The sequence below is a fragment of the Microbacterium sp. Gd 4-13 genome, assembly GCF_003095395.1.
In the GTDB taxonomy this organism is placed as follows: Bacteria; Actinomycetota; Actinomycetes; order Actinomycetales; family Microbacteriaceae; genus Microbacterium.
In genome coordinates this window covers 748,300-771,771 of record NZ_QEIJ01000001.1, presented here as the reverse complement: position 1 = coordinate 771,771, position 23,472 = coordinate 748,300, and the positions used below count along the sequence as shown (strand labels likewise).

At 67.9% G+C, this 23,472-nt stretch carries 19 protein-coding genes; 6 read left to right on the top strand and 13 right to left on the bottom strand.

From position 1 onward, the window contains the following. Window positions 1-91: 91 nt before the first annotated feature. Window positions 92-2,209: a DUF2156 domain-containing protein gene (locus DEA06_RS03665; protein WP_116646555.1), complete on the top strand. Its 2,118-nt coding sequence runs from the start codon at window positions 92-94 to the stop codon at window positions 2,207-2,209. Window positions 2,210-2,213: 4 nt separating this feature from the next. Here DEA06_RS03665 and dxs read toward each other — a convergent pair whose 3' ends face one another. The 5 genes from dxs to dut all read right to left on the bottom strand — a co-directional run bounded on the left by dxs (window position 2,214) and on the right by dut (window position 9,118). Continuing rightward, window positions 2,214-4,169 carry a 1-deoxy-D-xylulose-5-phosphate synthase gene (gene dxs / locus DEA06_RS03660; RefSeq protein WP_116646554.1) on the bottom strand — a complete coding sequence of 652 codons (1,956 nt, stop codon included), beginning with the start codon at window positions 4,167-4,169 and terminating at the stop codon, window positions 2,214-2,216. 180 nt (window positions 4,170-4,349) lie between these two features. After that, the gene (acnA, locus tag DEA06_RS03655; protein ID WP_116646553.1) at window positions 4,350-7,178 is read right to left on the bottom strand and encodes an aconitate hydratase AcnA; all 2,829 of its coding nucleotides are present in this window, start codon (window positions 7,176-7,178) and stop codon (window positions 4,350-4,352) included. Between the two features lie 133 nt (window positions 7,179-7,311). After that, a complete protein-coding gene (locus tag DEA06_RS03650) occupies window positions 7,312-8,073 on the bottom strand; it encodes a DUF3159 domain-containing protein (protein WP_205781202.1) in 762 nt (253 codons plus the stop codon). Next, window positions 8,070-8,666, bottom strand: a complete 597-nt coding sequence (locus tag DEA06_RS03645) for a DUF3710 domain-containing protein (protein WP_116646552.1) — start codon at window positions 8,664-8,666, stop codon at window positions 8,070-8,072. The genes DEA06_RS03650 and DEA06_RS03645 overlap by 4 nt, the downstream gene beginning before the upstream one ends. After that, window positions 8,663-9,118 (bottom strand): dUTP diphosphatase, encoded by a 456-nt coding sequence (gene dut, locus DEA06_RS03640; protein WP_116646551.1) that lies wholly within the window; start codon window positions 9,116-9,118, stop codon window positions 8,663-8,665. Before dut ends, DEA06_RS03645 begins: the two co-directional genes overlap by 4 nt. Window positions 9,119-9,151: 33 nt before the next feature. Between dut and DEA06_RS03635 the strand changes: the two genes are divergently transcribed. After that, entirely contained in the window at window positions 9,152-9,622 is a 471-nt protein-coding gene (locus DEA06_RS03635) for a DUF3093 domain-containing protein (RefSeq protein ID WP_240606791.1), read from the top strand. Here the strand turns inward: DEA06_RS03635 and DEA06_RS03630 are convergent. Next, on the bottom strand, window positions 9,597-9,890 hold the full coding sequence (locus DEA06_RS03630; protein ID WP_116646549.1) for a DUF4193 domain-containing protein: 294 nt from the start codon (window positions 9,888-9,890) through the stop codon (window positions 9,597-9,599). The genes DEA06_RS03635 and DEA06_RS03630 overlap by 26 nt on opposite strands. A gap of 206 nt (window positions 9,891-10,096) precedes the next feature. Between DEA06_RS03630 and sepH the strand changes: the two genes are divergently transcribed. Then, window positions 10,097-11,113 (top strand): septation protein SepH, encoded by a 1,017-nt coding sequence (gene sepH, locus DEA06_RS03625; protein WP_116646548.1) that lies wholly within the window; start codon window positions 10,097-10,099, stop codon window positions 11,111-11,113. A gap of 1 nt (window position 11,114) precedes the next feature. Here the strand turns inward: sepH and DEA06_RS03620 are convergent, their stop codons facing one another. Next, window positions 11,115-12,242, bottom strand: a complete 1,128-nt coding sequence (locus DEA06_RS03620) for a nucleotide pyrophosphatase/phosphodiesterase family protein (protein WP_116646547.1) — start codon at window positions 12,240-12,242, stop codon at window positions 11,115-11,117. A 71-nt stretch (window positions 12,243-12,313) separates the two neighbouring features. Here DEA06_RS03620 and DEA06_RS03615 point away from each other — a divergent pair, with 71 nt between their 5' ends. After that, window positions 12,314-14,779, top strand: a complete 2,466-nt coding sequence (locus DEA06_RS03615; protein WP_116646546.1) for a DNA topoisomerase IV subunit A — start codon at window positions 12,314-12,316, stop codon at window positions 14,777-14,779. Window positions 14,780-14,878: 99 nt separating this feature from the next. On the opposite strand, the gene DEA06_RS03610 is transcribed toward DEA06_RS03615, so the two are convergent. Further along, on the bottom strand, window positions 14,879-16,978 hold the full coding sequence (locus DEA06_RS03610; RefSeq protein WP_116646823.1) for a DNA topoisomerase IV subunit B: 2,100 nt from the start codon (window positions 16,976-16,978) through the stop codon (window positions 14,879-14,881). Window positions 16,979-17,143: 165 nt separating this feature from the next. Between DEA06_RS03610 and DEA06_RS03605 the strand changes: the two genes are divergently transcribed. Next, window positions 17,144-17,368, top strand: coding sequence for a hypothetical protein (locus tag DEA06_RS03605; protein ID WP_116646545.1), 225 nt, complete (start codon window positions 17,144-17,146; stop codon window positions 17,366-17,368). On the opposite strand, the gene DEA06_RS03600 is transcribed toward DEA06_RS03605, so the two are convergent. Then, window positions 17,365-18,414: an alanine racemase gene (locus DEA06_RS03600; RefSeq protein WP_116646544.1), complete on the bottom strand. Its 1,050-nt coding sequence runs from the start codon at window positions 18,412-18,414 to the stop codon at window positions 17,365-17,367. The two genes, DEA06_RS03605 and DEA06_RS03600, sit on opposite strands and share 4 nt — an antisense overlap. Continuing rightward, a complete protein-coding gene (locus tag DEA06_RS03595; protein WP_240606790.1) occupies window positions 18,411-19,085 on the bottom strand; it encodes an alanine racemase C-terminal domain-containing protein in 675 nt (224 codons plus the stop codon). Before DEA06_RS03595 ends, DEA06_RS03600 begins: the two co-directional genes overlap by 4 nt. A gap of 45 nt (window positions 19,086-19,130) precedes the next feature. Between DEA06_RS03595 and DEA06_RS03590 the strand changes: the two genes are divergently transcribed. Continuing rightward, window positions 19,131-20,153: a sugar-transfer associated ATP-grasp domain-containing protein gene (locus DEA06_RS03590; RefSeq protein WP_116646543.1), complete on the top strand. Its 1,023-nt coding sequence runs from the start codon at window positions 19,131-19,133 to the stop codon at window positions 20,151-20,153. A 66-nt stretch (window positions 20,154-20,219) separates the two neighbouring features. On the opposite strand, the gene DEA06_RS03585 is transcribed toward DEA06_RS03590, so the two are convergent. From DEA06_RS03585 to DEA06_RS03575, 3 genes are all read right to left on the bottom strand, one after another. After that, window positions 20,220-20,918 (bottom strand): coenzyme F420-0:L-glutamate ligase, encoded by a 699-nt coding sequence (locus DEA06_RS03585; RefSeq protein ID WP_116646542.1) that lies wholly within the window; start codon window positions 20,916-20,918, stop codon window positions 20,220-20,222. Between the two features lie 12 nt (window positions 20,919-20,930). After that, on the bottom strand, window positions 20,931-22,250 hold the full coding sequence (locus tag DEA06_RS03580; RefSeq protein WP_116646541.1) for an RNA polymerase sigma factor: 1,320 nt from the start codon (window positions 22,248-22,250) through the stop codon (window positions 20,931-20,933). A 213-nt stretch (window positions 22,251-22,463) separates the two neighbouring features. Next, window positions 22,464-23,393 (bottom strand): PAC2 family protein, encoded by a 930-nt coding sequence (locus tag DEA06_RS03575; RefSeq protein ID WP_116646540.1) that lies wholly within the window; start codon window positions 23,391-23,393, stop codon window positions 22,464-22,466. Window positions 23,394-23,472 lie beyond the last annotated feature (79 nt).

Below are 23,472 nucleotides of genomic sequence, written 5' to 3'. Positions count from 1 at the left end.
CTGCCGCGGATGGTGAAATCCTCACACGAGCGAAAGCGGGAACGGTTCAGCACGCGGAGAAAAGACCGGGGCTGCTCATATCCTGAGAATTATGAGCGATTCGCAGAAGACCGAGCGACCCGAGGTCGTGGATGAGCCGAACCGCTCCCTCCTCCCCCGCGTGGTCCGGGTCGTCTCTCGGATCCCCGCCACGGTGTCGTTGGTGCTCCTGGTCCTGGGCGCCGGAGTCGCCTCGCAGGGCCTGTGGACATCGGTGACATCCCAGGCGTGGTGGTCGACCGTCGCCTACGGCCTCCCATCGTTCCAGGACGGTCGGTGGTGGACGCCGGTCACCGGCACCTTCTTCGTGGTCGACCCGTGGGCGTACGTGCCGACCGTGATCGCGTTCTTCTGGGTGGGCCTGCTCGAGTGGCAGCGGGGCACGAGGGTGGCACTGGCGTACTTCGTCGGTGGTCAGCTCTTCGCCCTTCTCGCGACCACGGCCTTCCTCGCTCTGGCAGGCATGCTGCCGTGGCCCTGGGCGATCACCCTCGCGGGCACGCTCGACGCCGGACCGTCCGGTGGCACGATGGCCTGCTTCGCGGCGTGCGTCGGTCTGTTCGCCTCTCCGTGGCGACAGCGGGCGTGGATCGTGGTGTTCGGGTACGTCGTGATCGGCGTGCTGTTCTTCGGCACGCTCGCCAATCTCGAGCACGCATTCGCCGCGGTGCTCGTGTTGGCGATCGACCGCTCCTTCCGCATCCGACTGGCGAGCACGCGGGAACGACGGCTCCTCGCGTTCGCGATCAGTCTCGCGCTCGGCGTCGTGCAGCTGATCACCCTGGTCGTTCCCACGAACGGACCGTTCGGGCCGACGGCCGCCCTGGACGGATCATGGATCGAAGTCGGGATCGACGTGGTCGTCATCCTGCTCGTGTCGAACGGACTGCGTCTCGGACGACGATGGGCGTGGCTGCTCTCGGTCATCTGGGCGGGCCTGAACGTGCTCGTCGCCGGTCTCTACGTCGTGCTCGCGATCTATTACCCCGCCGATGCGCCCTTGGAGTGGGGCGACACGGATGTATCCATCGCGACATCGATGCTGTGGCTTCTCTTCTTGGCCTACCTCGTCGCCACGCGGAGCGCATTCGGCACGCGGAGGCGCCGGCAACTCGGGGTCGAACGGGGCTCGCGCTCACCCGAGCCCGCCACCGCCGCCGATGCTCGCGCACTCATCGAGACCGGTGGCGGCGGAACCCTCTCGTGGATGTCGACCTGGGAGGGGATGGAGTACTTCCGCACGTCCGACGGACTCGTGCCGTACCAGAAGCATGCCGGCGTCGTCGTCGCGCTGGCGGATCCTCTGGGGCCGCGGGAGGCTGCGCAGACGAGCGTGGCGGAGTTCATTCACGCGGCGGAGCGCTCGGCCCTCATCCCCTGCTTCTTCAGTTCGAGCGAGGTCGTGCGCGACGTGCTCCCCGCGGGGTGGCGGTCGCTCGTCATCGCCGATGACACGATCGTCGATCTTCCGGGGCTGGCCTTCACGGGGAAGCCCTGGGCGCATGTCCGCGCAGCGCTGAACAAAGCCGACCGCGAGGGCATCACCTTCCGCATGACGACCCTCGCCGATGAGACGTGGGGTATCCGTCAGCAACTCCGTGCGATCTCCGAATCGTGGGTGGGAGAGAAGGGACTCCCCGAGATGCGTTTCACGCTCGGCACTCTGCAGGAGGCGGAGGCCCCCGAGGTGCGGCTCGCTCTGGCGATCTCCTCGCAGGGCGACGTCGACGGCTTCCTCAGCTGGTTGCCCGTCTACGGTCCTGAGGGCGAGCATCGAGGGTGGACGCTCGACCTCATGCGGCGTCGCGACGGCGGGTTCGCCGGAGTGATGGAGTTTCTGATCGGGTCGTCGGCCCGCGTGTTCGCCGAGGAGGGCGCTCAGATCCTTTCGCTGTCGGGCGCGCCGCTCGCGCATGAGGTCGGCGAAGACGAAGGTCGAATCGCGCACTTCCTCGGGCAGCTGAGCGGCATCCTCGAACCGGTCTACGGGTTCCGGTCGCTGCATCGCTTCAAGCAGAAGTTCAACCCGCGTTACGAGCCGATCTACCTGCTCTACCGCGACGAGGGAGACCTCGCGCGCATCGGCCCCGCCCTCGTGAGGGCTTTCCTCCCTGACGCCACGCTGCGGCAGTACGCGGGCGCCGGCATCGACATGCTGCGCGGGAGCTGAGCCCTCAGTCGCGGGAGTCGTGACGCTGAGCGTCCTCGGGGACCCAGAGTGTCTGCTGATCACTCGGGCGGGCGATGGGGATGCGGGTACCCAGCACCTGCGACACCACATCCTGTGCGATCTTCGCCGACGAGAGACCGGCATCGTCGAGGATCTGTTCGCGAGTGGCGTGCGGTATGAACTCGTCGGGCAGGCCCAGCTCGTCGACGGCCGTATCGACCCCGGCCTCGCGGAGCACCTGACGTACGCGCGTCCCCACCCCGCCCACGCGGATGCCGTCTTCGATCGTGATGACGAGCCGGTGGCTGCGTGCGAGCTCGATGATCGACGGCTGGACCGGGATGACCCAGCGCGGGTCGACCACGGTGGCGCCGATGCCCTGCGCCTCGAGGCGCTCCGCCACTTCGGTGGCGAGGTGCACCATGGGTCCGATGCCGACGATGAGCACGTCGTGGGTCGCGGCGCGCGAGATCACATCGACGCCGTCGGCGAGTCTCTCGATGGCCGGAAGGTCGGCGGATGCCGATCCCTTCGGGTAGCGCACGACGGTCGGCGCGTCGGAAACGGCCACGGCCTCACGGAGCTCCTCGCTGAGGCGGGCGGCGTCGCGCGGTGCCGCGATGCGGATGTTCGGCACGAGCTGGAGCATGGCGAGATCCCAGATGCCGTGGTGGCTCGGACCGTCCGGTCCAGTGACCCCCGCGCGATCGAGTACGAAGGTGACGCCTGCCCGGTGCAGCGCCACGTCCATCAGCACCTGGTCGAAGGCGCGGTTCATGAACGTGGCGTACATCGCGACGACGGGGTGCAGTCCGCCGAAGGCGAGACCGGCGGCCGATGCGACGGCGTGCTGCTCTGCGATACCGACGTCGTAGGTGCGTTCGGGGAACCTCTCGGCGAACAGCTGCAGCCCGGTCGGACGCAGCATCGCCGCGGTCACCGCGATGATGTCTTCTCGCTCCGCGCCGATCTGGACCAGCTCGCGCGCGAACACGTCGGTCCATCCGTCGCCGGTGGCGCTCGCGAGCGGCTCTCCGGTGATCGGATCGATCTTGCCGACCGCGTGGAACTGGTCGGCCTCGTCGCTGCGGGCCGGCGCGTACCCACGGCCCTTGTCGGTGATCGCGTGAACGATGACGGGCGCACCGTAGGACTTCGCCAGGGTCAGGGTCTCGAGCAGTGTCTCGAGATCGTGTCCGTCGACGGGGCCCAGGTATTTGATGTCGAGGTTCGAGTACAGCGCCTCGTTGTTCGTGAAACGAGAGAGGAAACCGTGCGTCGCGCCACGCACACCGCGGTACACCGCGCGCGTTGCCGGGCCGAGCGCTCGAAACAGCGAGTCGGAACTCCGGTGAAGAGTGCGGTAGGCGTCGGCGGTGCGCACGCGGTTGAGATAGCGGGCCATGCCGCCGATGGTCGGGGCGTAGGAGCGCCCGTTGTCGTTGACGACGATCACGAGGTTGCGATCGTTGTCGTCCGAGATGTTGTTGAGCGCCTCCCAGGTCATTCCACCCGTGAGTGCGCCGTCGCCGACCACGGCCACGACATGGCGATCGCGGCGTCCGGTGCGCGTGAGAGCGCGAGACACGCCGTCGGCCCAGCTGAGCGAACTCGACGCGTGAGAGGATTCCACGACGTCGTGGATGCTCTCGGAGCGCTGCGGATACCCTGCCAGTCCCCCACGCGAACGGAGGGCGGAGAAGTCCTGACGTCCGGTCAGCAGTTTGTGCACGTAGGACTGATGCCCGGTGTCGAAGATGATCGGATCCTGGGGCGAGTCGAAGATCTTGTGGATCGCGATGGTGAGTTCGACCACGCCGAGGTTGGGCCCGAGGTGGCCGCCGGTACGGGAGACGTTCTGGACGAGGAACTCGCGCACCTCTCCGGCGAGCTGCTCGAGCTGAGGCAGGTCTAACGCATCGAGGTCACGCGGCCCCGTGATCGTCGGCAGAACAGCCATCGGACTCCTTTCGTCGTCGATCCTCAGGATCGACGGGCGACCAGCACACAGTCTAATCCGGGCATGGCTGGTCGCCAGTGAAGGCGCGTCCGGTTGACAGGCGGGGTGGAGCCCCCTCGGAGGTGCCACGAGAAGGGCCCCCGACCGAGGTCGAGGGCCCTTCTCGTGGCGGCGGGTCGGTCAGACCAGCGAGCGCAGCACGTACTGCAGGATGCCGCCGTTGCGGTAGTAGTCCGCTTCACCGGGGGTGTCGATGCGCACGGTGGCGTCGAACGTCACCGTCTCCTTGCCGTCGGCCGAGAACTCGCTCGGCGCCGCGGTCACCTTCACGGTCTTGGGCGTGACGCCCTCGTTCAGCTGCTCGAGACCCTCGATCGAGACGATCTCGGTGCCGTCGAGACCGAGCGACTCCCAGCTCTGTCCGGCCGGGAACTGCAGCGGGACGACGCCCATTCCGATGAGGTTCGAGCGGTGGATGCGCTCGAAGCTCTCGGTGATGACCGCCTTCACGCCCAGAAGGCTCGTGCCCTTGGCCGCCCAGTCGCGGGACGAGCCGGAGCCGTACTCTTTGCCGCCGAAGACGACGAGCGGCGTGCCCTGCTCGGCGTAGTGCTGGCAGGCGTCGTAGATGAACGACTGCGGACCGCCGGGCTGGGTGAAGTCGCGGGTGTAGCCGCCCTCGACGACCGCGCCGCCGTTGACAGCGCTGACCAGCTGGTTCTTCAGTCGGATGTTCGCGAACGTCCCGCGGATCATGATCTCGTGATTGCCGCGACGCGAGCCGTAGGAGTTGAAGTCCTTGCGGTCGACCCCGTGCTCGACGAGGTACTGACCGGCGGGGCTGTCGGCCTTGATGTTTCCGGCGGGGCTGATGTGGTCGGTCGTGACCGAGTCGCCGAGCGTCGCCATGACACGAGCGCCCGAGATGTCGCGGACCGGTGTCAGCTCCATCGTCATGCCCTCGAAGTACGGGGGCTTGCGGACGTAGGTCGATTCGTCGTTCCACTCGAACACGTCGCCGGTCGGCGTGGGCAGGTTCTTCCAGCGGTCGTCGCCCTCGAAGACGGTCGCATACTGACGGGTGAACATCTCCTCGTTGATCGACGAATCGATCGTGGACTGCACCTCCGCAGCATCCGGCCAGATGTCCTTCAGGAAGACGTCGTTGCCGTCGGTGTCCTTGCCGAGCGCGTCGGTTTCGAAGTCGAAGTTCATCGAGCCCGCGAGCGAATACGCGATCACGAGCGGAGGGCTCGCGAGGTAGTTCATCTTCACGTCGGGGTTGATGCGACCCTCGAAGTTGCGGTTGCCCGAGAGCACCGCGGTGACGGCGAGGTCGTTCTCGTTGATCGCCGCGGAGACCTCTTCGATCAGCGGTCCCGAGTTTCCGATACACGTCGTGCAGCCGTAGCCGACGGTGTAGAAGCCGAGATCCTCGAGGTCCTGCGTGAGGCCGGCCTTCTCGTAGTAGTCGGTGACGACCTTCGAGCCCGGTGCCAGCGTGGTCTTGACCCAGGGCTTCGCTTTGAGGCCCTTCTTCACCGCGTTGCGGGCGAGAAGGCCGGCGGCGAGCATGACCGACGGGTTCGACGTGTTCGTGCAGGACGTGATCGCGGCGATCGTGACCGCGCCGTGGTCGAGCGTGAACGACTCACCGTCGGCCAGCGTCACCGGCGACGGCTTCGACGCCGACTTCGGTGCGTGACTGTGGTGGGTGTGCTGGTGGTCGTTGTGCTCGTCCTCGGGTGTGTTCGAGGGCGGGTCGGATGCCGGGAACGACTCGGATCCTTCGAGGTCGACCAGATCGTGGTCGACCTGGGCGTAGTTGGTCAGGTCGCTCTCGAACTGCTGCTTCGCGTTGGTCAGTTCGATGCGGTCCTGCGGACGCTTCGGACCCGCGATGGAGGGGACGACCGTCGACAGGTCGAGCTCCATGTACTCGCTGAACACCGGTTCGACGGAGGCGTCATGCCAGAGGTGCTGTTCCTTGGCGTAGGCCTCGACGAGCGCGAGCGACTGCTCGCTGCGACCGGTGAGCCGCAGGTAATCGATCGTCACGCTGTCGATCGGGAACATCGCGGCCGTCGAGCCGAACTCGGGGCTCATGTTTCCGATGGTGGCGCGGTTGGCCAGCGGCACGGAAGCGACGCCGTCGCCGTAGAACTCCACGAACTTTCCGACGACACCGTGCTTGCGCAGGAGGTCGGTGATCGTGAGCACCACGTCGGTCGCGGTGACACCGGTCGGAATGGCGCCGGTGAGCTTGAAGCCGACGACCTTGGGGATGAGCATCGAGACGGGCTGTCCGAGCATCGCGGCCTCGGCCTCGATACCGCCGACGCCCCACCCGAGCACGCCCAGGCCGTTGACCATCGTGGTGTGCGAGTCGGTGCCGACGCAGGTGTCGGGGTACGCACGGAGCACGCCGTCGAACGAGCGGTCGTAGATGACCTTCGCGAGGTGCTCGATGTTGACCTGGTGCACGATTCCGGTGCCCGGGGGGACGACCTTGAAGTCGTCGAACGCGGTCTGGCCCCAACGGAGGAACTGGTACCGCTCGCCGTTGCGCTCGTACTCGATCTCGACGTTGCGCTCGAGGGCGTTCTCACTGCCGAACAGGTCGGCGATGACGGAGTGGTCGATGACCATCTCGGCGGGCGAGAGCGGGTTGATCCGCGACGGGTCGCCGCCGAGGGCCGCCATCGCCTCGCGCATCGTGGCGAGGTCGACGATGCAGGGCACTCCGGTGAAGTCCTGCATCACGACGCGGGCGGGAGAGAACTGGATCTCCGTATCGGGCTCTGCCGCGGCATCCCAGGAGCCGAGCGCCTCGATCTGCTCCTTCGTCACGTTGGCGCCGTCTTCGGTGCGCAGGAGGTTCTCCAGCAGCACCTTGAGGCTGAACGGGAGCTTCTCGTAACCGGGGACGGTGTCGATGCGGAAGATCTCGTAGTCGGTGCTGCCGACTGTCAGGGTGCTCTTGGCACCGAAGCTGTCAACCGTGGACACGTGCGTCTCCTTCGTCGGCGGTGCGCGGGCGTTACCCGCACGAACCATCTTCTCCAGGTCGCTCACGACCGGCTAGCAAGGTGGACCTAACCGTGGAGCGTGGGGAATTTATCTTGATGTCGAGATAAATATATCAGGAACCCGTGGCGCGGGTCTTGACGTACAGAGCTCGCACGGCGAGGAGCGTGACGGCCACCAGAGGAGCGAACAACGGCAGCCCCATGGCGATCTTGAGGGTGCCCAGCAGGGCTACCGCGCTCTCGCGGTTCGCCGGATCGAGCGACGTGAGGTAGATCGGCAGCTGCACCGCCAGCCGGGCGAAGAACAACGCTGCCCACGCGAGTGTCAGCCAGAAGAAGGTGCGGCGCTTTCGGCGATCGTTCCGCCAGGCCACGCCCTCGCCCATCAAGTACCCGGCAGCCAGTCCGATGATGGGCCAGCCGACGAGGGCCGAGACGAGCATCGCGAGACCGTACCCGGCATTGGTGAGGAGCCCGGGTACGAAATTGTCTGACGGGTTGCCGGTGATGAGCGCGAGAACGGCGGCCGCACCGGCCGCAACCAGTCCGCCGATCGCGGCGGAGGGCGGCGATTTCTGCACGAGACGGATGATCGTGAAGACGACGGCGATGCCCACCGAGGCGATCAGGGCGGGGATCAGCTCCTGCGTGGTGGTGAACACCACGACGAACAGAAGACTGGGCAGGACGGACTCGAAAATGCCACGCCAACCACCCATGGCCGACCAGACCGCCGCGCCGGTCGAGGTGTGCTTCGCGGGGTCGAGCCCGGCTCGACGCGCCGCTTCGCCCAGAGCCGAGCTCAGAGCCTCGGACGCGGAGGGCGGCTCGAGGCTCGTCGACTTCTTGTCGTCGTGCCCGGGCTCGTCGGTCACGGTGTGCCGGGGGTCGCGGGCATCCGCAGAGGGATGAGGTCGCGCGGCGGCATCGGGGCGCCCCCGCGCACGACCACGATCGAGCGGAAGAGGTCTTCGACCTGGGCAGCTGCCTGAACGTCGCTCGTTGCGGCACCGCCGATCACGCCGCGCAAGAACCACCGGGGCCCATCGACGCCCACGAACCGCGCCAGTCGCATGCCCGCACCGGCGCCGTCGGCCTGAACGGGAACCTCGGCGAGGAGCTCGGGTCCGAGGGGACCTTCGCGCTCCTCGACACGTCCGCCCTGCTGTCGCACCTGACCGCGGATCTGCTCGCGGGTCTCCTCCCAGAGGCCTGCGGTGCGCGGCGCTGCGAACGGCTGCACCTGCAAGGTGGAGTCCGCGTAGTCGAGTCCGACGGCGACGATGCGCTTGGTCTGCTCCTCGACCTCGAGGCGGAGGTTCAGCCCCTCGCGCGGGAGGATCTTGATCCCGCCGAGGTCGATGTAGGGCCGGACGGGGTTCGCCTCCGACTCGTCGAAAGGCCCGTCTACGCTCCGGTCGCCCAGAGGTGACTGATCGGGCGTCTCGCCCGTGGACACATCGCTCATGCCGTGCCTTCTTCCCGCGTCTGGTATCCGGTGGACCCGAAGCCGCCGCTCCCGCGGACGCTGTCGGGCAGTTCGTCGACCGGCACGAACGTCGCCCGGTGAACGGGCATGACGATGAGCTGCGCGATCCGGTCGCCGGGGGCGACGTCGTAGCGCTCGGTCGTGTCGGTGTTGAGGAGGGCGACCTTGATCTCGCCGCGGTAGCCGGCGTCGATCGTGCCGGGGGCGTTGACGATGGTGATGCCGTGCTTCGCCGCGAGACCGCTACGAGGAACGACGAAACCGACGTACCCGTCGGGGAGCGCGATGCTCACGCCCGTGGCGACGAGGGCGCGTTCACCGGGCGCCAACGACACCCTCTCCGCGGACGTCAGGTCGGCGCCGGCGTCGCCGGGATGTGCGTACACCGGAGGTTCGGCCGCGATAATGGGGACGTCCACGGTTTCGGTCACCCCACGAGGGTAATGCAGGCAAGAGGGTGCAGCATGCGTGAACGACCCGCTTATCGCGAACGGCTCAGCCCGTCGCTCTGGGTGCTGGTTGCCGCCGCCGTCTGCGCCCCGATGGCGGCTCTCGTGTTCGCCCCGGTCGACACGACCCTGGCTCTCGTCGTGGGAGTGGTGGTCGGCGTGGCGATCGTCATCGCCTTCGTGCTGCTCTCTCCCGTGATCGAGATCGACGGAGACATGCTGCGCGCGGGCAAGGCGCACATCGACGTCGCCCTGCTGGGCGATCCGGTGCCGACGGAGGGCCTCGACGCCCGGGCTGCACGCGGGGCGGGACTCGACCCGCGTTCGTGGATGCTCATCCGCGGGGGGATCGACGGTGTCGTGACCATCCCCGTCACCGATCCCGACGATCCCACTCCCGTATGGGTCGTTTCTACTCGGACGCCCGACCGCCTCGCGGCCGGCGTCCGTCGTGCTCAGCTCAGGCAGCGCACTCCACGCAGATGAAGCCGGGGCCGTCTTCGTGGTCGATCTGCGAGCGGTGCTTCACGAGGAAGCAGTTCATGCACGTGAACTCATCTTCCTGAGGGGGCAGCACGACGACGTCGAGCTCGAGGTCGGAAAGGTCTGCGCCCGGGAGTTCGAAGCCGGAGGGGTTGTCGGAATCCTCGACATCCACCGACCCCGACATCTTGTCGGGCACGCGCTCCTTGAGGGCCTCGATCGACTCGCTGTCGTCCTCGGTCTTGCGCGGTGCGTCGTAATCGGTGGCCATGCGTGAACGTCTCTACTTCCGGTGATGCGGGATGTGTCGCCCGAACGGGCGGCCACAGTTTGCATGAACGGCGTCCGTTTCGCAAATGCGCTCGGATCAGCCTCAGGCGTTGCGATGAAACTCGCGGCGCGCCCCGGATATTCCCGGACTCGGGGGTCGTGCGTGCGACCATGGGCGCTAACCGCAGAACGAAGGGGTGTTTCCGCATGGAACAGCTCAAGGTCATCGGAACCGAGGACGACGTCCTCGTGCTCGCGACCGAATCGGGCGAGCGCTTCACGCTGCCCGTCGACGAAGTGCTGCGCGCCGAACTGCGCCGCACCCGACGCGATCGCGACGAGCGCGTTCCCCGCGCCAGTCCTCGCGAGATCCAGGCGCACATCCGCTCCGGGCTCTCCGCTCCGGAGGTGGCCACGCTCCTCGGGGCGCGGCTGGAAGACGTGGTGCGTTTCGAGCGCCCCGTCCTGGCCGAGCGTGAGCATGTCGTGGGCCAGGCTCTCGCTGTGCCCGTGCTGCTGGGCGGCGACCTCGAGCACGACGCCCCGGTGACCTTCGGCGCGGCCGTGAGGGCGAAGCTGGCCGAAGCCGGCGCGAGCAACGAGCGCTGGACGAGCTGGCGCGGACCGAACGGGTGGATCGTGAAGCTGGAGTTCACGGCCAACGAGGTCGACCACGACGCCCGATGGGGCTTCGAGCCCCGGCGGAGCTCGCTGTCCCCCCAGAACTCCGATGCGATCCAGCTGTCGCGTCAGGGTTCGCTGCCCGAGGGCCTCATCCCCCGTCTCCGCGCGCTCGATACCCCGCTTGCGAAGGACGACACACGGTTCGACAGCGGAGCCTTCGGCCCTCGTCGTCTCATCGAGCCCGAGGCCGACCTCGCGCCTGAGACTCCTTCGCACGCCACGCCCGCCGTGCAGGATGCTGCGATCAAGCGTGCTCCTGACGCTCCGGTGACGTCGTCCGAGACGGCCGACCTCCTCGAAGCGCTCCGTCGCCGTCGCGGGCAGCGCGAACCGCTGCCCGGAACGGATTCCGACACCGCACCGACCCGCACCGTGGCACCGGTCGCTCTCTTCGACGCGCTCGAACCGGGCTACGAGCAGTCTCCGCCCGAGCCGGCGCCTGAGCCCGAGCAGACGGATGCTGCGACCCGACGCAAGGGCCGCACCTCTATGCCGTCTTGGGACGAGATCGTCTTCGGCGCTCGTTCCGACGACGCGTAACTCAGGCGAAAGCGCCCAGGCGCAGAAGGGGCACAAGCCGCTCTTCTGCGGTGAGTGAGCCGTGTTGGCCCACCATCTTCTGCGGGCCCTTGTCGGTGAGCCGGTCATCGTAATACGCCACAGCCGACCGCGCGGCGACGACGACGTCACCGATGCGGTCGCGTACCGCCGCGGCGACCGGGCCGAACAGGCCCGCATCGATCGCTTCGTCGCGCGTCATGACCCACGATCTCGTCGACTCGGATGCGAGCCATTCGGCGTGCACCTCGCGAGAGCTGTCGGGGTCGGTGTAGAGATGCAGCATCCGCGGTTCGCCGCCGATGCCGGCGACGCCCGCGAGCAGGGGGCTGTCTGCCGTGAGCAGCAGCTGGCGGTGACGGGGGACGTCGACCATCCCGTGGTCGGCGGTGACGAGAGCGCCCACGTCGCCGGGCAGTGCCTCGGACAGGCGGCGTGCCGCAGCATCCACCGTCTCGAGGGTCGCGCTCCACGCCTCCGACTCCCATCCGAGTTTGTGGCCGACGCTGTCGAGATCGGGTGCGTAGAGGTAGACGAGGGCGCCGCTGTGCCGCGCGGCGAGGTCGGCGGCAATGGCCACGCGTTCGGCGAGGTCGACCGCGCTGAAGAACTCGGCGCCCCGCAGGGTGGCCTCGGTGAACCCCGTGCCGACGTACTCGGGCCGCGACACGACGAAACACGGTCGCCCGCGTCGGGACTCCCGCTGCATGAGGGGCTCTTCGCGCTGCCAGGTCTCGGGGTCGAGTCCGTCAGTCTCCCAGCCCTTCAGCTGGTTCGGCAGGAGGTCGGTACCGGGGATGCGCAGGCGGTAGCCGACGATCCCGTGCTGGCCCGGCGGCGTGCCGGTGAGCAGGCTCGTCAGGGCCGCGGCGGTCGTGGACGGGAACACGGTGCGCGCGACGTCGCGCTTCGTCGTGAGCGAGGACAGGAATCGGGCGTGCCCCTTGCGGGCGGAGAGGTTCAGCGATCCGAGCCCGTCGACCACGCAGATCACGACGCTGCGGGCGGGGGCAAACCATTCGGATTCACCGGTGAGTGCGGCGATCGACTCGGTGGCCACACCGGTGAGGCTCCGGGCGTGCGGGGGGTCGGCCGGTAGGCTGAGGGACATCCCGGTCAGTCTCGCACACGCGAGCTGCACGCGTCGGACCCGACCCGAACCATTCCCGAGGCAAGAGGTACATGCCTGCATCCCGGCCCTCCCCCGCAGCTGCCGCGAACGTCGTCGAACGCATCGAAGACGTCGATGTGTCGACCGAGATGCAGGGGTCGTTCCTCGAGTACGCCTACTCGGTCATCTACTCGCGCGCACTCCCCGACGCCCGCGATGGACTCAAGCCCGTCCAGCGACGCATCCTCTATCAGATGGCGGAGATGGGCCTGCGTCCCGACCGCGGCCATGTGAAGAGCGCGCGCGTCGTCGGCGAAGTCATGGGAAAGCTCCACCCCCACGGAGACTCGCCGATCTACGACGCACTGGTGCGTCTCGCCCAGTCGTTCACCCTCCGCGTGCCGCTCGTGGACGGGCACGGAAACTTCGGCTCGCTGGATGACGGACCCGCCGCGTCCCGCTACACCGAGGCGCGGCTCGCACCGCCGGCGCTCGCCCTGACCGAGAACCTCGACGAAGACGTCGTCGACTTCATCCCGAACTACGACGGACAGTTTCAGCAGCCGGAGGTCCTCCCGGCCGCGTTCCCCAACCTCCTCGTGAACGGGGCGACCGGCATCGCGGTCGGTATGGCGACGAACATGGCGCCGCACAACCTCATCGAGGTCGTCGCCGCAGCGGTGCATCTGCTGGCGAACCCCGAAGCCAGTGTCGAAGAGCTGATGGAGTTCGTCCCCGGGCCCGACCTCCCCACCGGTGGCATCATCGTGGGGCTCGACGGCATCAAGGACGCCTACACGAACGGTCGGGGGACCTTCCGCACCCGTGCCAAGGTCTCCATCGAATCTCTCGGCCCGCGTCGTACCGGGCTCGTCGTCACAGAGCTTCCGTATCTCGTGGGCCCCGAACGCCTCGTCGAGAAGATCAAGGACGCGGTCACCGCGAAGAAGCTGACCGGCATCTCCGACGTCACCGACCTCACCGACCGCAACAACGGGCTGCGTCTCATCATCGGCATCAAGACGGGCTTCGACCCGCAGGCCGTGCTCGACCAGCTCTACCGCCTGACGCCGTTGGAGGACTCGTTCGGCATCAACAACGTCGCGCTCGTCGACGGCCAGCCGAAGACCCTCGGACTCCGAGATCTGCTGCGGGTCTACATCGACCATCGCATCCGGGTCGTCACCCGGCGGAGCGAATTCCGACTGGCCCGTAAGCAGGAACGCCTGCACCTCGTCGAGGGGCTGCTTATCGCGATCCTCGACATCGACGAGGTCATCCAGGTCATCCGTGGTTCGGACGACGGCGAGGCGGCGCGATTGCGCCTCATGGAGGTGTTCGACCTCTCGCAGGCTCAGGCCGAGTACATCCTCGAACTACGTCTTCGCCGACTGACGAAGTTCTCGCGCATCGAACTCGAGGCCGAGCGCGATGCGCTCAAGGCCGAGATCGCGCAGCTCATCGAACTGCTTTCGAGCACGGCGCTGCTGCACGCACAGGTCGCCCGCGAGCTCGAAGCCGCGGCCGAGGCCTACGGCACGCCGCGACGCACGATGCTCCTCAACGGCGGACCGGTCGTGCCGCGCTCCGCGAAGGCCGCGGCCGCCGCCGACCTCCAGATCGCCGACGCCCCCTGCCGCGTCTTCCTCTCGGCCACGGGTCGTATGGTGCGTGCCGAGCTCGTCGCCGACGCCCCGGACGGGGGCATCGTGGCGCCCTCGCGCAGGTCGAAGCACGACGCCATCCGCTCCGCCGTCGACAGCACGACCCGAGGCGACCTGGGGGCCGTGACCACCAAGGGGCGCCTCGTGAGGTTCACCCCGGTGGATCTTCCCTCCGTCCCCGCCAACTCGGTGCAGCTCGCCGCCGGCACGCGCGTCGACCAGTACCTCGGGCTCCCGGGCGGCGAGCACGTCGTCGCCATCGTGCCGCTCGACGAGGCCCCGCCGCTCGCGATCGGCACCGCGCACGGCGTGGTGAAGCGCGTCGCGGCGTCGGAGATCACGAACAAGCCCGATGTCGAGATCATCGCGCTCAAGCCCGGCGACCGAGTGGTGGGCGCGGCTCCCGCCCCCGACGATGCCGAGCTCGTCTTCGTCGCGGCCGACGCGCAGCTGCTGCGGTTCGATGCCTCCGCGGTGCGACCGCAGGGTCGATCGGCGGGGGGCATGGCCGGTATCCGGCTGTCCTCCGGCGTCGAGGTCGTCGCGTTTGGCGTCGTCCCCGCATCGGCTGCGCAGACCGTCGTCGTCACCGTCGCCGGTGACTCGACGGCCCTCCCCGGCACGGACGCGGGGTCGGCGAAAGTTTCTGCGTTCACCGAGTATCCGCCCAAGGGGCGCGCCACCGGCGGTGTGCGTGCCCAGCGCTTCCTCCGCGGCGAAGATGCGCTCGTGCAAGCCTGGGTCGGAGAAGAGCCGCGCGCGGTCGGGCCGGACGGCTCCACGCGCGCGCTGCCCGATGCCGGGGCGAAGCGCGATGCGTCGGGCTCCGCGCTCGACGGCTCGGTGGGCGCCATCGGCACTGTCGTTCGCTGACGGGTCGGTGCCGCGCGCCGCACGTCGGTGACGGCTCCGATGGAGGTCGACCGCGCAGCATCCGTTCGACGTCCGACCCGTGTCGTTCGTCGGCGTGGCTCAGACGTCGATGCGCTCGCGCGCGAGTCGATCGCTCGAATCGATGATGAACTCCTTGCGAGGAGCCACATCGTTGCCCATCAACAACTCGAAGACGGATGCGGCGACCTCGGCGTCTTGCATGCGCACGCGCCGGAGCAACCGACCGCCGCGGTCCATCGTGGTCGTGGCGAGCTGGTCGGCGTCCATCTCGCCGAGGCCCTTGTACCGCTGGATGGGTTCCTGCCAGCGCTTGCCGGACTTGCCGAGCTTCGCCAGCAGGCCGTGGAGCTCTTGCTCCGAGTAGGTGTAGATCGTCTCGTTCGGCTTCGGGCCCGGGTTCATCACGATGACCCTATGCAGCGGTGGGACGGCGGCGTACACCCGGCCCTCGTCGATCAGAGGACGCATGTAGCGGAAGAAGAGGGTGAGCAGAAGGGTGCGGATATGGGCGCCGTCGACATCGGCGTCGCTCATCAGGATGATCTTGCCGTAGCGTGCCGACTCCAGGTCGAACGAGCGACCCGATCCTGCACCGATGACCTGGATGATGGAGGCGCATTCGGCATTCGAGAGCATGTCGCTGATCGACGCCTTCTGCACGTTCAAGATCTTGCCGCGGATCGGCAGCAGCGCTTGATACTCGCTGTTGCGCGCCAGCTTGGCCGTGCCGAGCGCCGAATCGCCCTCGACGATGAAGAGTTCGGACGCGTCGACGTCGTTCGTGCGGCAATCGGCGAGCTTCGCCGGCAGCGACGAGGACTCGAGCGCGTTCTTTCGCCGCTGGGTCTCCTTGTGCTGGCGGGCCGAGATGCGCGCCTTCATCTCGGAGACGACCTTGTCGAGCAGGAGCGAGGTCTGCGTCTTGTCGTCGCGCTTCGGCGACGCGAAGCGCGCGGCCAGCTCTTTCGCGACCACGTTCGACACGATCTGACGCGCCGCGGGCGTGCCGAGGATCTCTTTCGTCTGACCCTCGAACTGGGGCTCGGGCAGGCGCACCGTGAGGACGGCAGTCAGTCCGGCGAGGATGTCGTCCTTGTCGATCTTGTCGTTGCCGACCTTCAGTCGTCGGGCGTTTTGCTCGACCTGACTGCGCAGCACCTTCATCAGCCCGACCTCGAAGCCCTGCTGGTGCGTGCCGCCCTTGGGCGTCGAGATGATGTTGACGAACGAGCGGACACGCGTCTCGTACCCGGTGCCCCATCGCAGGGCGACATCGACCTCGCACTCGCGCTGCACTTCGGTCGGCACCATGGCGCCGGTGGGCTGGAGCACCGGGACCGTCTCGACGAACGACCCCGTTCCACTGAGGCGCCAGGTGTCGGTGACGGCCGCGTCGGGAGCGAGGAACTCGGCGAACTCCGAGATGCCGCCGTCGAAGCGGTAGGTGGTCTCGACGGGCTCGGCCGAAACGACACCGTCGGCGCCGGTCGAGGGGCGCTCGTCGCGGATGACGATCTCGAGACCGGGCACGAGGAAGGCCGTCTGCCGGGCTCGCTGTTCGAGCTCCTCGAGGTTGAACGAGGCGTCCTTGGTGAAGATCTGCCGGTCGGCCCAGTACCGGATGCGTGTGCCGGTCACGCCCTTGGGCGCCTTGCCGACGACCCGCAGTTCGCTCTTCTTATCGAAGGGGCTGAACGCGGAGTCGGGCGCATCACCGGCGAACGAGCCGGGCTCGCCGCGGTGGAACGACATCGCCCAGGTCTTGCCGCCCCGGTCGACCTCGACGTCGAGGCGTTCGGACAGGGCATTGACGACAGAAGCGCCGACACCGTGCAGCCCGCCCGAGGCGGCGTATGAGCCGCCGCCGAACTTGCCGCCGGCGTGGAGCTTGGTGAAGACGACCTCGATGCCGGACAGGCCGGTGCGGGGTTCGATGTCGACCGGGATGCCGCGGGCCCGGTCGCGGACCTCGACGCTGCCGTCGGTGTGCAGCACGATGTCGATTCGACCACCGTGCCCGCCCAGTGCTTCGTCGACGGAGTTGTCGATGATCTCCCACAGGCAGTGCATGAGACCGCGCGAGTCGGTCGATCCGATGTACATGCCGGGGCGCTTGCGCACCGCCTCGAGCCCTTCCAGGACCTGCAGATGATGGGCGGAGTACTCGGCTGTCACAATCTCCAACGATAACCGTGGGGCCTGACACGCGGCTCGAGGACACACGGGTGGGCATTCCCGCGTACGCGTAGAGCGAAATGTCGGGACGCGACGGCATACCCCCCGGATACCCGTGGTTACATGTCATGCACGCACCCGAACGCGTTGCACCGAGGAGGCACCGAGATGAGCACCACATCGACACCGACTGAGAACACAGCCGTCCTCGACTACCGACTCACGGCAGCCGACCGCTGCGACTCCTGCGGCGCGCAGGCCTACATCGCCGCCGAGGTCAACGGCAGCGAGCTGCTGTTCTGCGCACACCACGGTCGCAAGTACGAAGAGAAGCTCCGCAGCATCGCCACGTCGTGGCATGACGAGACCGCTCGTCTCAGCGCGAGCGTCTAGTCGACTCGTCCCTCGTACAGACGAGGGACCAGCGGCGAGAGTCGCACGAGGATCTCCTCCCCCACCGATCCGATCGCTTCGGCGAGATCGGTGGGGGATTTCTCGTTGTCACCGCCGCCGAAGACGGTCACCGCGTCCCCGACCGATGCCGACGGCCATGCCGCGATGCGCGAGTCCTCGCCGACGGATTCGAGTCGGCGAACACCGGCCGGCGTGAGCACCTCGACACGACCGCCGAGCGTGCTGGGAAGGCCGTCGAGGGCCCCGAGCCCGATATGCGCGCAATCGTCGTCGACACTCGTGACCTCTGCGCGAAGGCTCGAGATCAGACGCACGCCCAGATCGCGTTCGTCTATCCCGCCCGCTGAGCGCACGCCGTAGGCGAACGCGCCGATCCGCACCAGGTCGTACCGGAACTCCGCACGGGCGAACGAGGCCGCGCTGGCCGCCAGGTGTCGATGCGACGGACGGAGACCGGCCTGCTCGGCCGCCGCCACCGCCGCGTCGAAGATGCGCCGGGCGTCGTCGTCGTCGACGTCGGATGCTTCCGCGATGTGGCTCCAGACACCCACGACCTCCACGAGGCCCTCCGCGACGAGCGCGGCGACCCGCGCCACGAACGCGGGCCACTCCTCGGGCCGCACGCCGTTGCGGTGCAGACCGGTGTCGATCTTGAGGTGGACGCGGGCCCGGTGTGCGAGCGTCCGAGCCGCCGCCGCGACGTCTTCGAGTGACGCGGCATCTCCGACGCCGATATCGAGGTCGTCGTGGACGGCGTCGACGGCGTCGTCGGCTGTCGCCGTCATCCACACGAAGATGCGGGCCGCCTCGCCGAGCTCGCGGCGCACGACGCGGCCTGTGCCGACGTCGAAGGCGCCGAACCAGCGAAATCCCTCCGCGGCGGCGCGACGCACGATGGGCACGAGGCCGTGACCGTAGGCGTCGTTCTTGACGACGAGCATGGGCTCGGACGGCGAGACGGTCTGCCGCACCCGCGCGAGGTTCGCCGCGAAGAGATCGAGATCGACGTGCAGTGCGGCGCTCACGCGATGACCCGTCGTGCAGCGTGCAGTCCCGCGGCGGTGACGAGTTCGCCGCCGGAGAGACCGGTCGCGGCGCACCACTCCCCCAGCGACGGCTCGTCGCGGGCGGGATCGCCGAAGAAGACGGCCTCGTCGCCGCGCTGGATCGCAGCATCCGCGATCTCGACGACGCAGACGTCCATCGCGACCCGTCCGACGATCGGACGGCGGTGCCCACCGATCGTCACGGCGACGGAGCCGCCCAGGGAGCGCACGACCCCCTGCCCGTACCCGCCGGTCACGAGTGCGATGCGGGTGTCGGCTGCCGCGCGGTAGAGGTACCCGTACGAGACGCCCTCGCCGGCGCGGAGATTCTTCGTCGCAAGGACCGCCCCGCTGAACCGCAGCGCGGGGGTGGATGCTGCGGGGGCACCGGGAAGCCCGAAGAGCGCGACGGGGTCGACGGGGTCGGGCGCCGCCGCGTCAGCTGGATCGGCCGGAGTGAACCCGGCTTCCGACAGGACATCGACGACGACATCGGTGCCGTGGCCCCAGGCGTCTGATCGCAGGAGGCGGGAGGAGTACGTGCGGGCCTGGGAGGAGACGGCGTTCTGCATCAGCGCGGCCCTCGAGACGGTGGCGAGCGGAGTGCGATCGGGCCGGCTCTCTGCTCTCTCACGGAAGGCCACAGTCACGACAACTAGACTAACGGGGTCTCGTCCGCCGACCCCGGAGCTCGTATGCCAGACCAGGGCTTCGCCCTCGCGCCCCGCCTTCGCTACCTCGTCGGGCGCGCCCGACGCATCGACGTCGGATCCGTCTTCGAGCGTGCGCGCGAGGCGTCGCGCGACCACGGGAAGTGGACGCCGTTCATCGTCGCCGACATGCTCTGGCAGGCGGGTTTCCGCAATGTCGGGTTCCAGGATTACGTCGACTACGACTTCTCGATCCTGACCCGTGCCGAGCGGGCCACGTACATGACGCACCCCGTCTCGAACCAGATCTCGCAGAAGTACGACCACCCCGACTATCGGCACATCTTCCAGGACAAGGTCGAGTTCGACCAGGTCTTCAGCGAGCATCTGCACCGCGACTGGATGGTGGTGACGGCCGACAACGCCGACGAGGTGAAAGCGTTCGCCGAGCGGCTCGGCACGATCGTGACGAAGGAGCCCGTCGGTCAGGCCGGCACCGGGGTGCACCGCTATCACGCGGCCGAGGTCGAGGACTGGTCGCAGTTCCACCGCGGCCTGTGGGAGCGGGGCGAGCTGCTCATCGAAGAGGTCATCTCGCAGCATCCCGACCTCGCCGCCGTCTGCCCCGGCACCGTGAATACGACCCGGGTGACAGCATTCTTCGACGGTCAGCGCACCCACATCCTCGCCATGGCGCAGAAGTTCGGTCGCGGCGCGGTCAGCGACCAGATGACCTTCGGCGGCTTCTACACGATGCTCGACGAATCGGGCCGAGCAGTCGGTCCCGGGTACGACTCGCACGGTCACGTGCACGAGACACACCCCGACTCGGGGTTCCGTATCGCAGACTTCCAACTGCCACTGATAGACGAGGTGCGCGCGTTCGTCGACCGCGTCGCGCGCGTGGTCCCCCAGGTGCAGTACGTGGGGTGGGACATCGTCGTGACGGCCGACGGTCCGGTGCTCGTCGAGGGCAACTGGGGCGCAGGAGTGTACGAGAACAAGCCCAGCGTCACCGGCATCCGCACCGGTCACAAGCCCCGCTACCAGGCCGCGATCGGTTTCTGACGAAACCACGAAGCCCCGTTGCCGACATCCCGATGCGGGATGACGAGAACGGGGCTTCGTCGTGTGTCAGACCTTGCGGACCACACCGAGCGGTGTCGACTCGTGCCCTTGGCCGAGAGGGTTGTCCGACAGGATCGCCAGGAGGCGTCGCTCACCGGCCTTGTCGAGGGTCGAGCCGAGGATGTTGCCGCCCAGGTCGTTGATGTCGACCACGGCCACCTCGGCGGAGACCGGAAGCATCGACTTGACGTGCGACGCGACCTCGCGCGGGCGCTCGGGGCCCAGTACGACCGCCTTGTTGTACGGCGGGATGGTGCCCTTGGTCGGGCCGTCGATCGCGCGGGCCTTGTCTCCCGCGATGCGGTAGAAGTCGCCCTTGCGCCCGAACGCCTTCGTCACCGCAGAGACCGCGGCAGCGAAGAGGATGCGGGGCGTGCCGCACTCACGGAGCGCCATCTCCATCGTCTCGGGCATGCCGAGGCCGATGCCGTACGGCGTGCGCGTGACGTACTTGGAGAGGAACAGCGCCAGGCGGCGAGGCGTGATGTCTTCGACCAGGTAGGAACGACCCTGGGTGATCGCGACGATCTTCTCGGTCACGAAGAGGATGTCTCCGGCCTCGACGGCCCCCACCGCGTACTCGCGGAGGAACGTGTCGAGGTCGTCGCCCGGCAACACGACCCGTGTGCGGATCGGGATGCGAGCGAACGACGAACCGTCGACGATCGTGGTGAGTGCTTTACCGGCGTTTGCTGCGTCGGTCACGAAGGCTCCCGCTTACTCGAGGTAGTCGCGCAGCGACTGCGACCGGCTGGGGTGGCGGAGTTTCGCCATGGTCTTCGACTCGATCTGACGAATGCGCTCGCGCGTCACGCCGAACGTGTCGCCGATCTGGTCGAGGGTCTTAGGCTGCCCGTCACCCAGGCCGAAGCGCATGCGGATCACGCCGGCCTCGCGCTCGGAGAGCGAATCGAGAAGCGACTCGAGCTGACGCTGCAGCATCGTGAAGCCGACCGCGTCGGCCGGGACGACCGCTTCGGTGTCTTCGATCAGGTCGCCGAACTCGCTGTCGCCGTCCTCGCCGAGCGGGGTGTGCAGCGAGATCGGCTCGCGGCCGTACTTCTGCACCTCGATGACCTTCTCGGGGGTCATGTCGAGCTCGCGGCTGAGCTCCTCGGGCGTGGGTTCGCGACCCAGGTCCTGGAGCATCTGGCGCTGAACGCGGGCAAGCTTGTTGATGACCTCGACCATGTGCACGGGGATGCGGATGGTGCGGGCCTGGTCTGCCATGGCACGGGTGATCGCCTGACGGATCCACCAGGTGGCGTACGTCGAGAACTTGAAGCCCTTGGTGTAGTCGAACTTCTCAACGGCACGGATCAGGCCCAGGTTGCCTTCCTGGATCAGATCGAGGAACTGCATGCCACGACCGGTGTAGCGCTTCGCCAGCGAGACGACCAGACGGAGGTTCGCGCCGAGCAGGTGGCTCTTTGCACGCTGACCGTCGCGGGCAACCCACTGCAGGTCGAGGCCGAGCTGCTTCGACTTCTCGGCGGCCGACATGTGCGACAGCTTCTCTTCGGCGAACAGACCGGCCTCGATACGCATCGCGAGCTCGACCTCTTCGGCCGCGTTCAGCAGCGGAACCTTACCGATCTGCTTGAGGTAGTCCTTGACGGGGTCGGCCGTGGCGCCGGTGATCTGCGCCGAGTAGACCGGCACCTCGTCGTCGTCGCTGGAGGAGATGACGATCGCCCCCGTCGGGAGCGGCTCGGTGAAGGCCGGCTTGGTCGACTCTTCCTCGTCGTCGTCTCCGTCTGCCTTCTTCGGGGTCGCCGCCGCGGGAGCGTCGTCGCTCGCGTCGTCGGAGTCGTCCGAGTCGTCGACCTCGACCTCGCCGTCCAGCTCGGTCTCGTCTTCGGGATCTTCGTCGGAGGCCTTCGCCTTCGACGCTGCCTTCGGCTTGGCGGCTGCCTTCGCCTTGGCGGGGGCCTTCTTGGCCGGGGCCTTCTTCGCGGGCGCTGCCGCGGTCTCGCTCTCGACGTCGTCGAGGTCGGTGTCCTTCGGGGTGCGGGTCTTGGTGCTCGTGCCTGCCACGTTTCGCCTTTCGCCGGGTAGGTCCGTCGGCTGCCGCCGGACGTTCTCGGACACTAGTAAGACCCTTGTCAAGTCCGAACGGCGAAGCGGATGCACACGCCGACCGGTCGACAACGGGTCAGGGTCTTCATTGTCGCACACGTTGGGCAGCGGACCTGACGCGCGCGGAAGGGTACACCCCGGATAACACCGGGGTCCAGTGCGATATTCCGCTCAGCCCAGGCCGTTTCGCGGTTCGTCCTCACCGGACGGGCGTGAGGCGAGGAAGCGCTCGAGTTCTGCGCCGAGCTCGTCGGCGCTGGGGAGGTCGCCGGTGTGGATGATCGGCGTCGCTTGTGTCGAGCCCGCCATATAGGAGTCGTAGCGCTCCTCCAGGCCTTCGATCATTCGAGTCAGGTCGTCGCTCGCTTCGACCTGATCCTGCACCTTGGTCAAGAAGTCGCGGTTCTCATCGCGAAGCCGGTCGCCGGAGAAGATGAGGCCGGTGGCGACGGTGAGGCTGTCGAGACCGGCCAACGCGGCCGCGGGGTACTCGGTGTCGCCCAGGTAGTGGGGAACGAGCAGCACGAAGCCGGCGATCTGCGCCCCCGACTCCGCGAAGCGGTATTCGAGCAGGTGACCGATCGTCGCGGGCACCTGGGTTTGCGGACGCCAGACCGAATGCGCATCGATGAGGTCGGCGCGAGTGCCGCTCACCGTTGTACCGACCGGACGCGTGTGCGGGACGGGCATGGGTATCGCGTGGACCCAGGTGACCGAGGAGACGTGCAGCGTTGCGGCGATCTCGAGGACCGAGGCGGCGAAGGCGTCCCACGCGAAGTCGGGTTCGTACCCGGCGAGGAGGACGAACGGTTGTCCGAGAGCGTCGTGCGCGAGCGAGACTTCGAGCCGAGGCGGCTGGTAGTCGGAGAGATGATCGCCGTCGAACGAGATGATCGGGCGTCGGGCGCGGTAATCGAGCAGGACGTCGTTGGAGTAGGCGAACACCGGCGACGGGTCGAGCTCGTCGCGGAAGTACTCCACCACCTGAGCGACGGCTCCTCCCGCGTCGGTGAAGCCGGTGAGCGCGATCACGAGCGGCAGACCCGGCGGCACCGGCGGCGCCGAGGGGGCGCGTTCGAACAGCGGCGCTGAAGAGGGCATGCCTCCACTCTAGAAGCCGTGCACGACACGGGACCCGCGCGGGGGTCCCGCTGACAGCGAACAGCGCTCCTTAGGATGG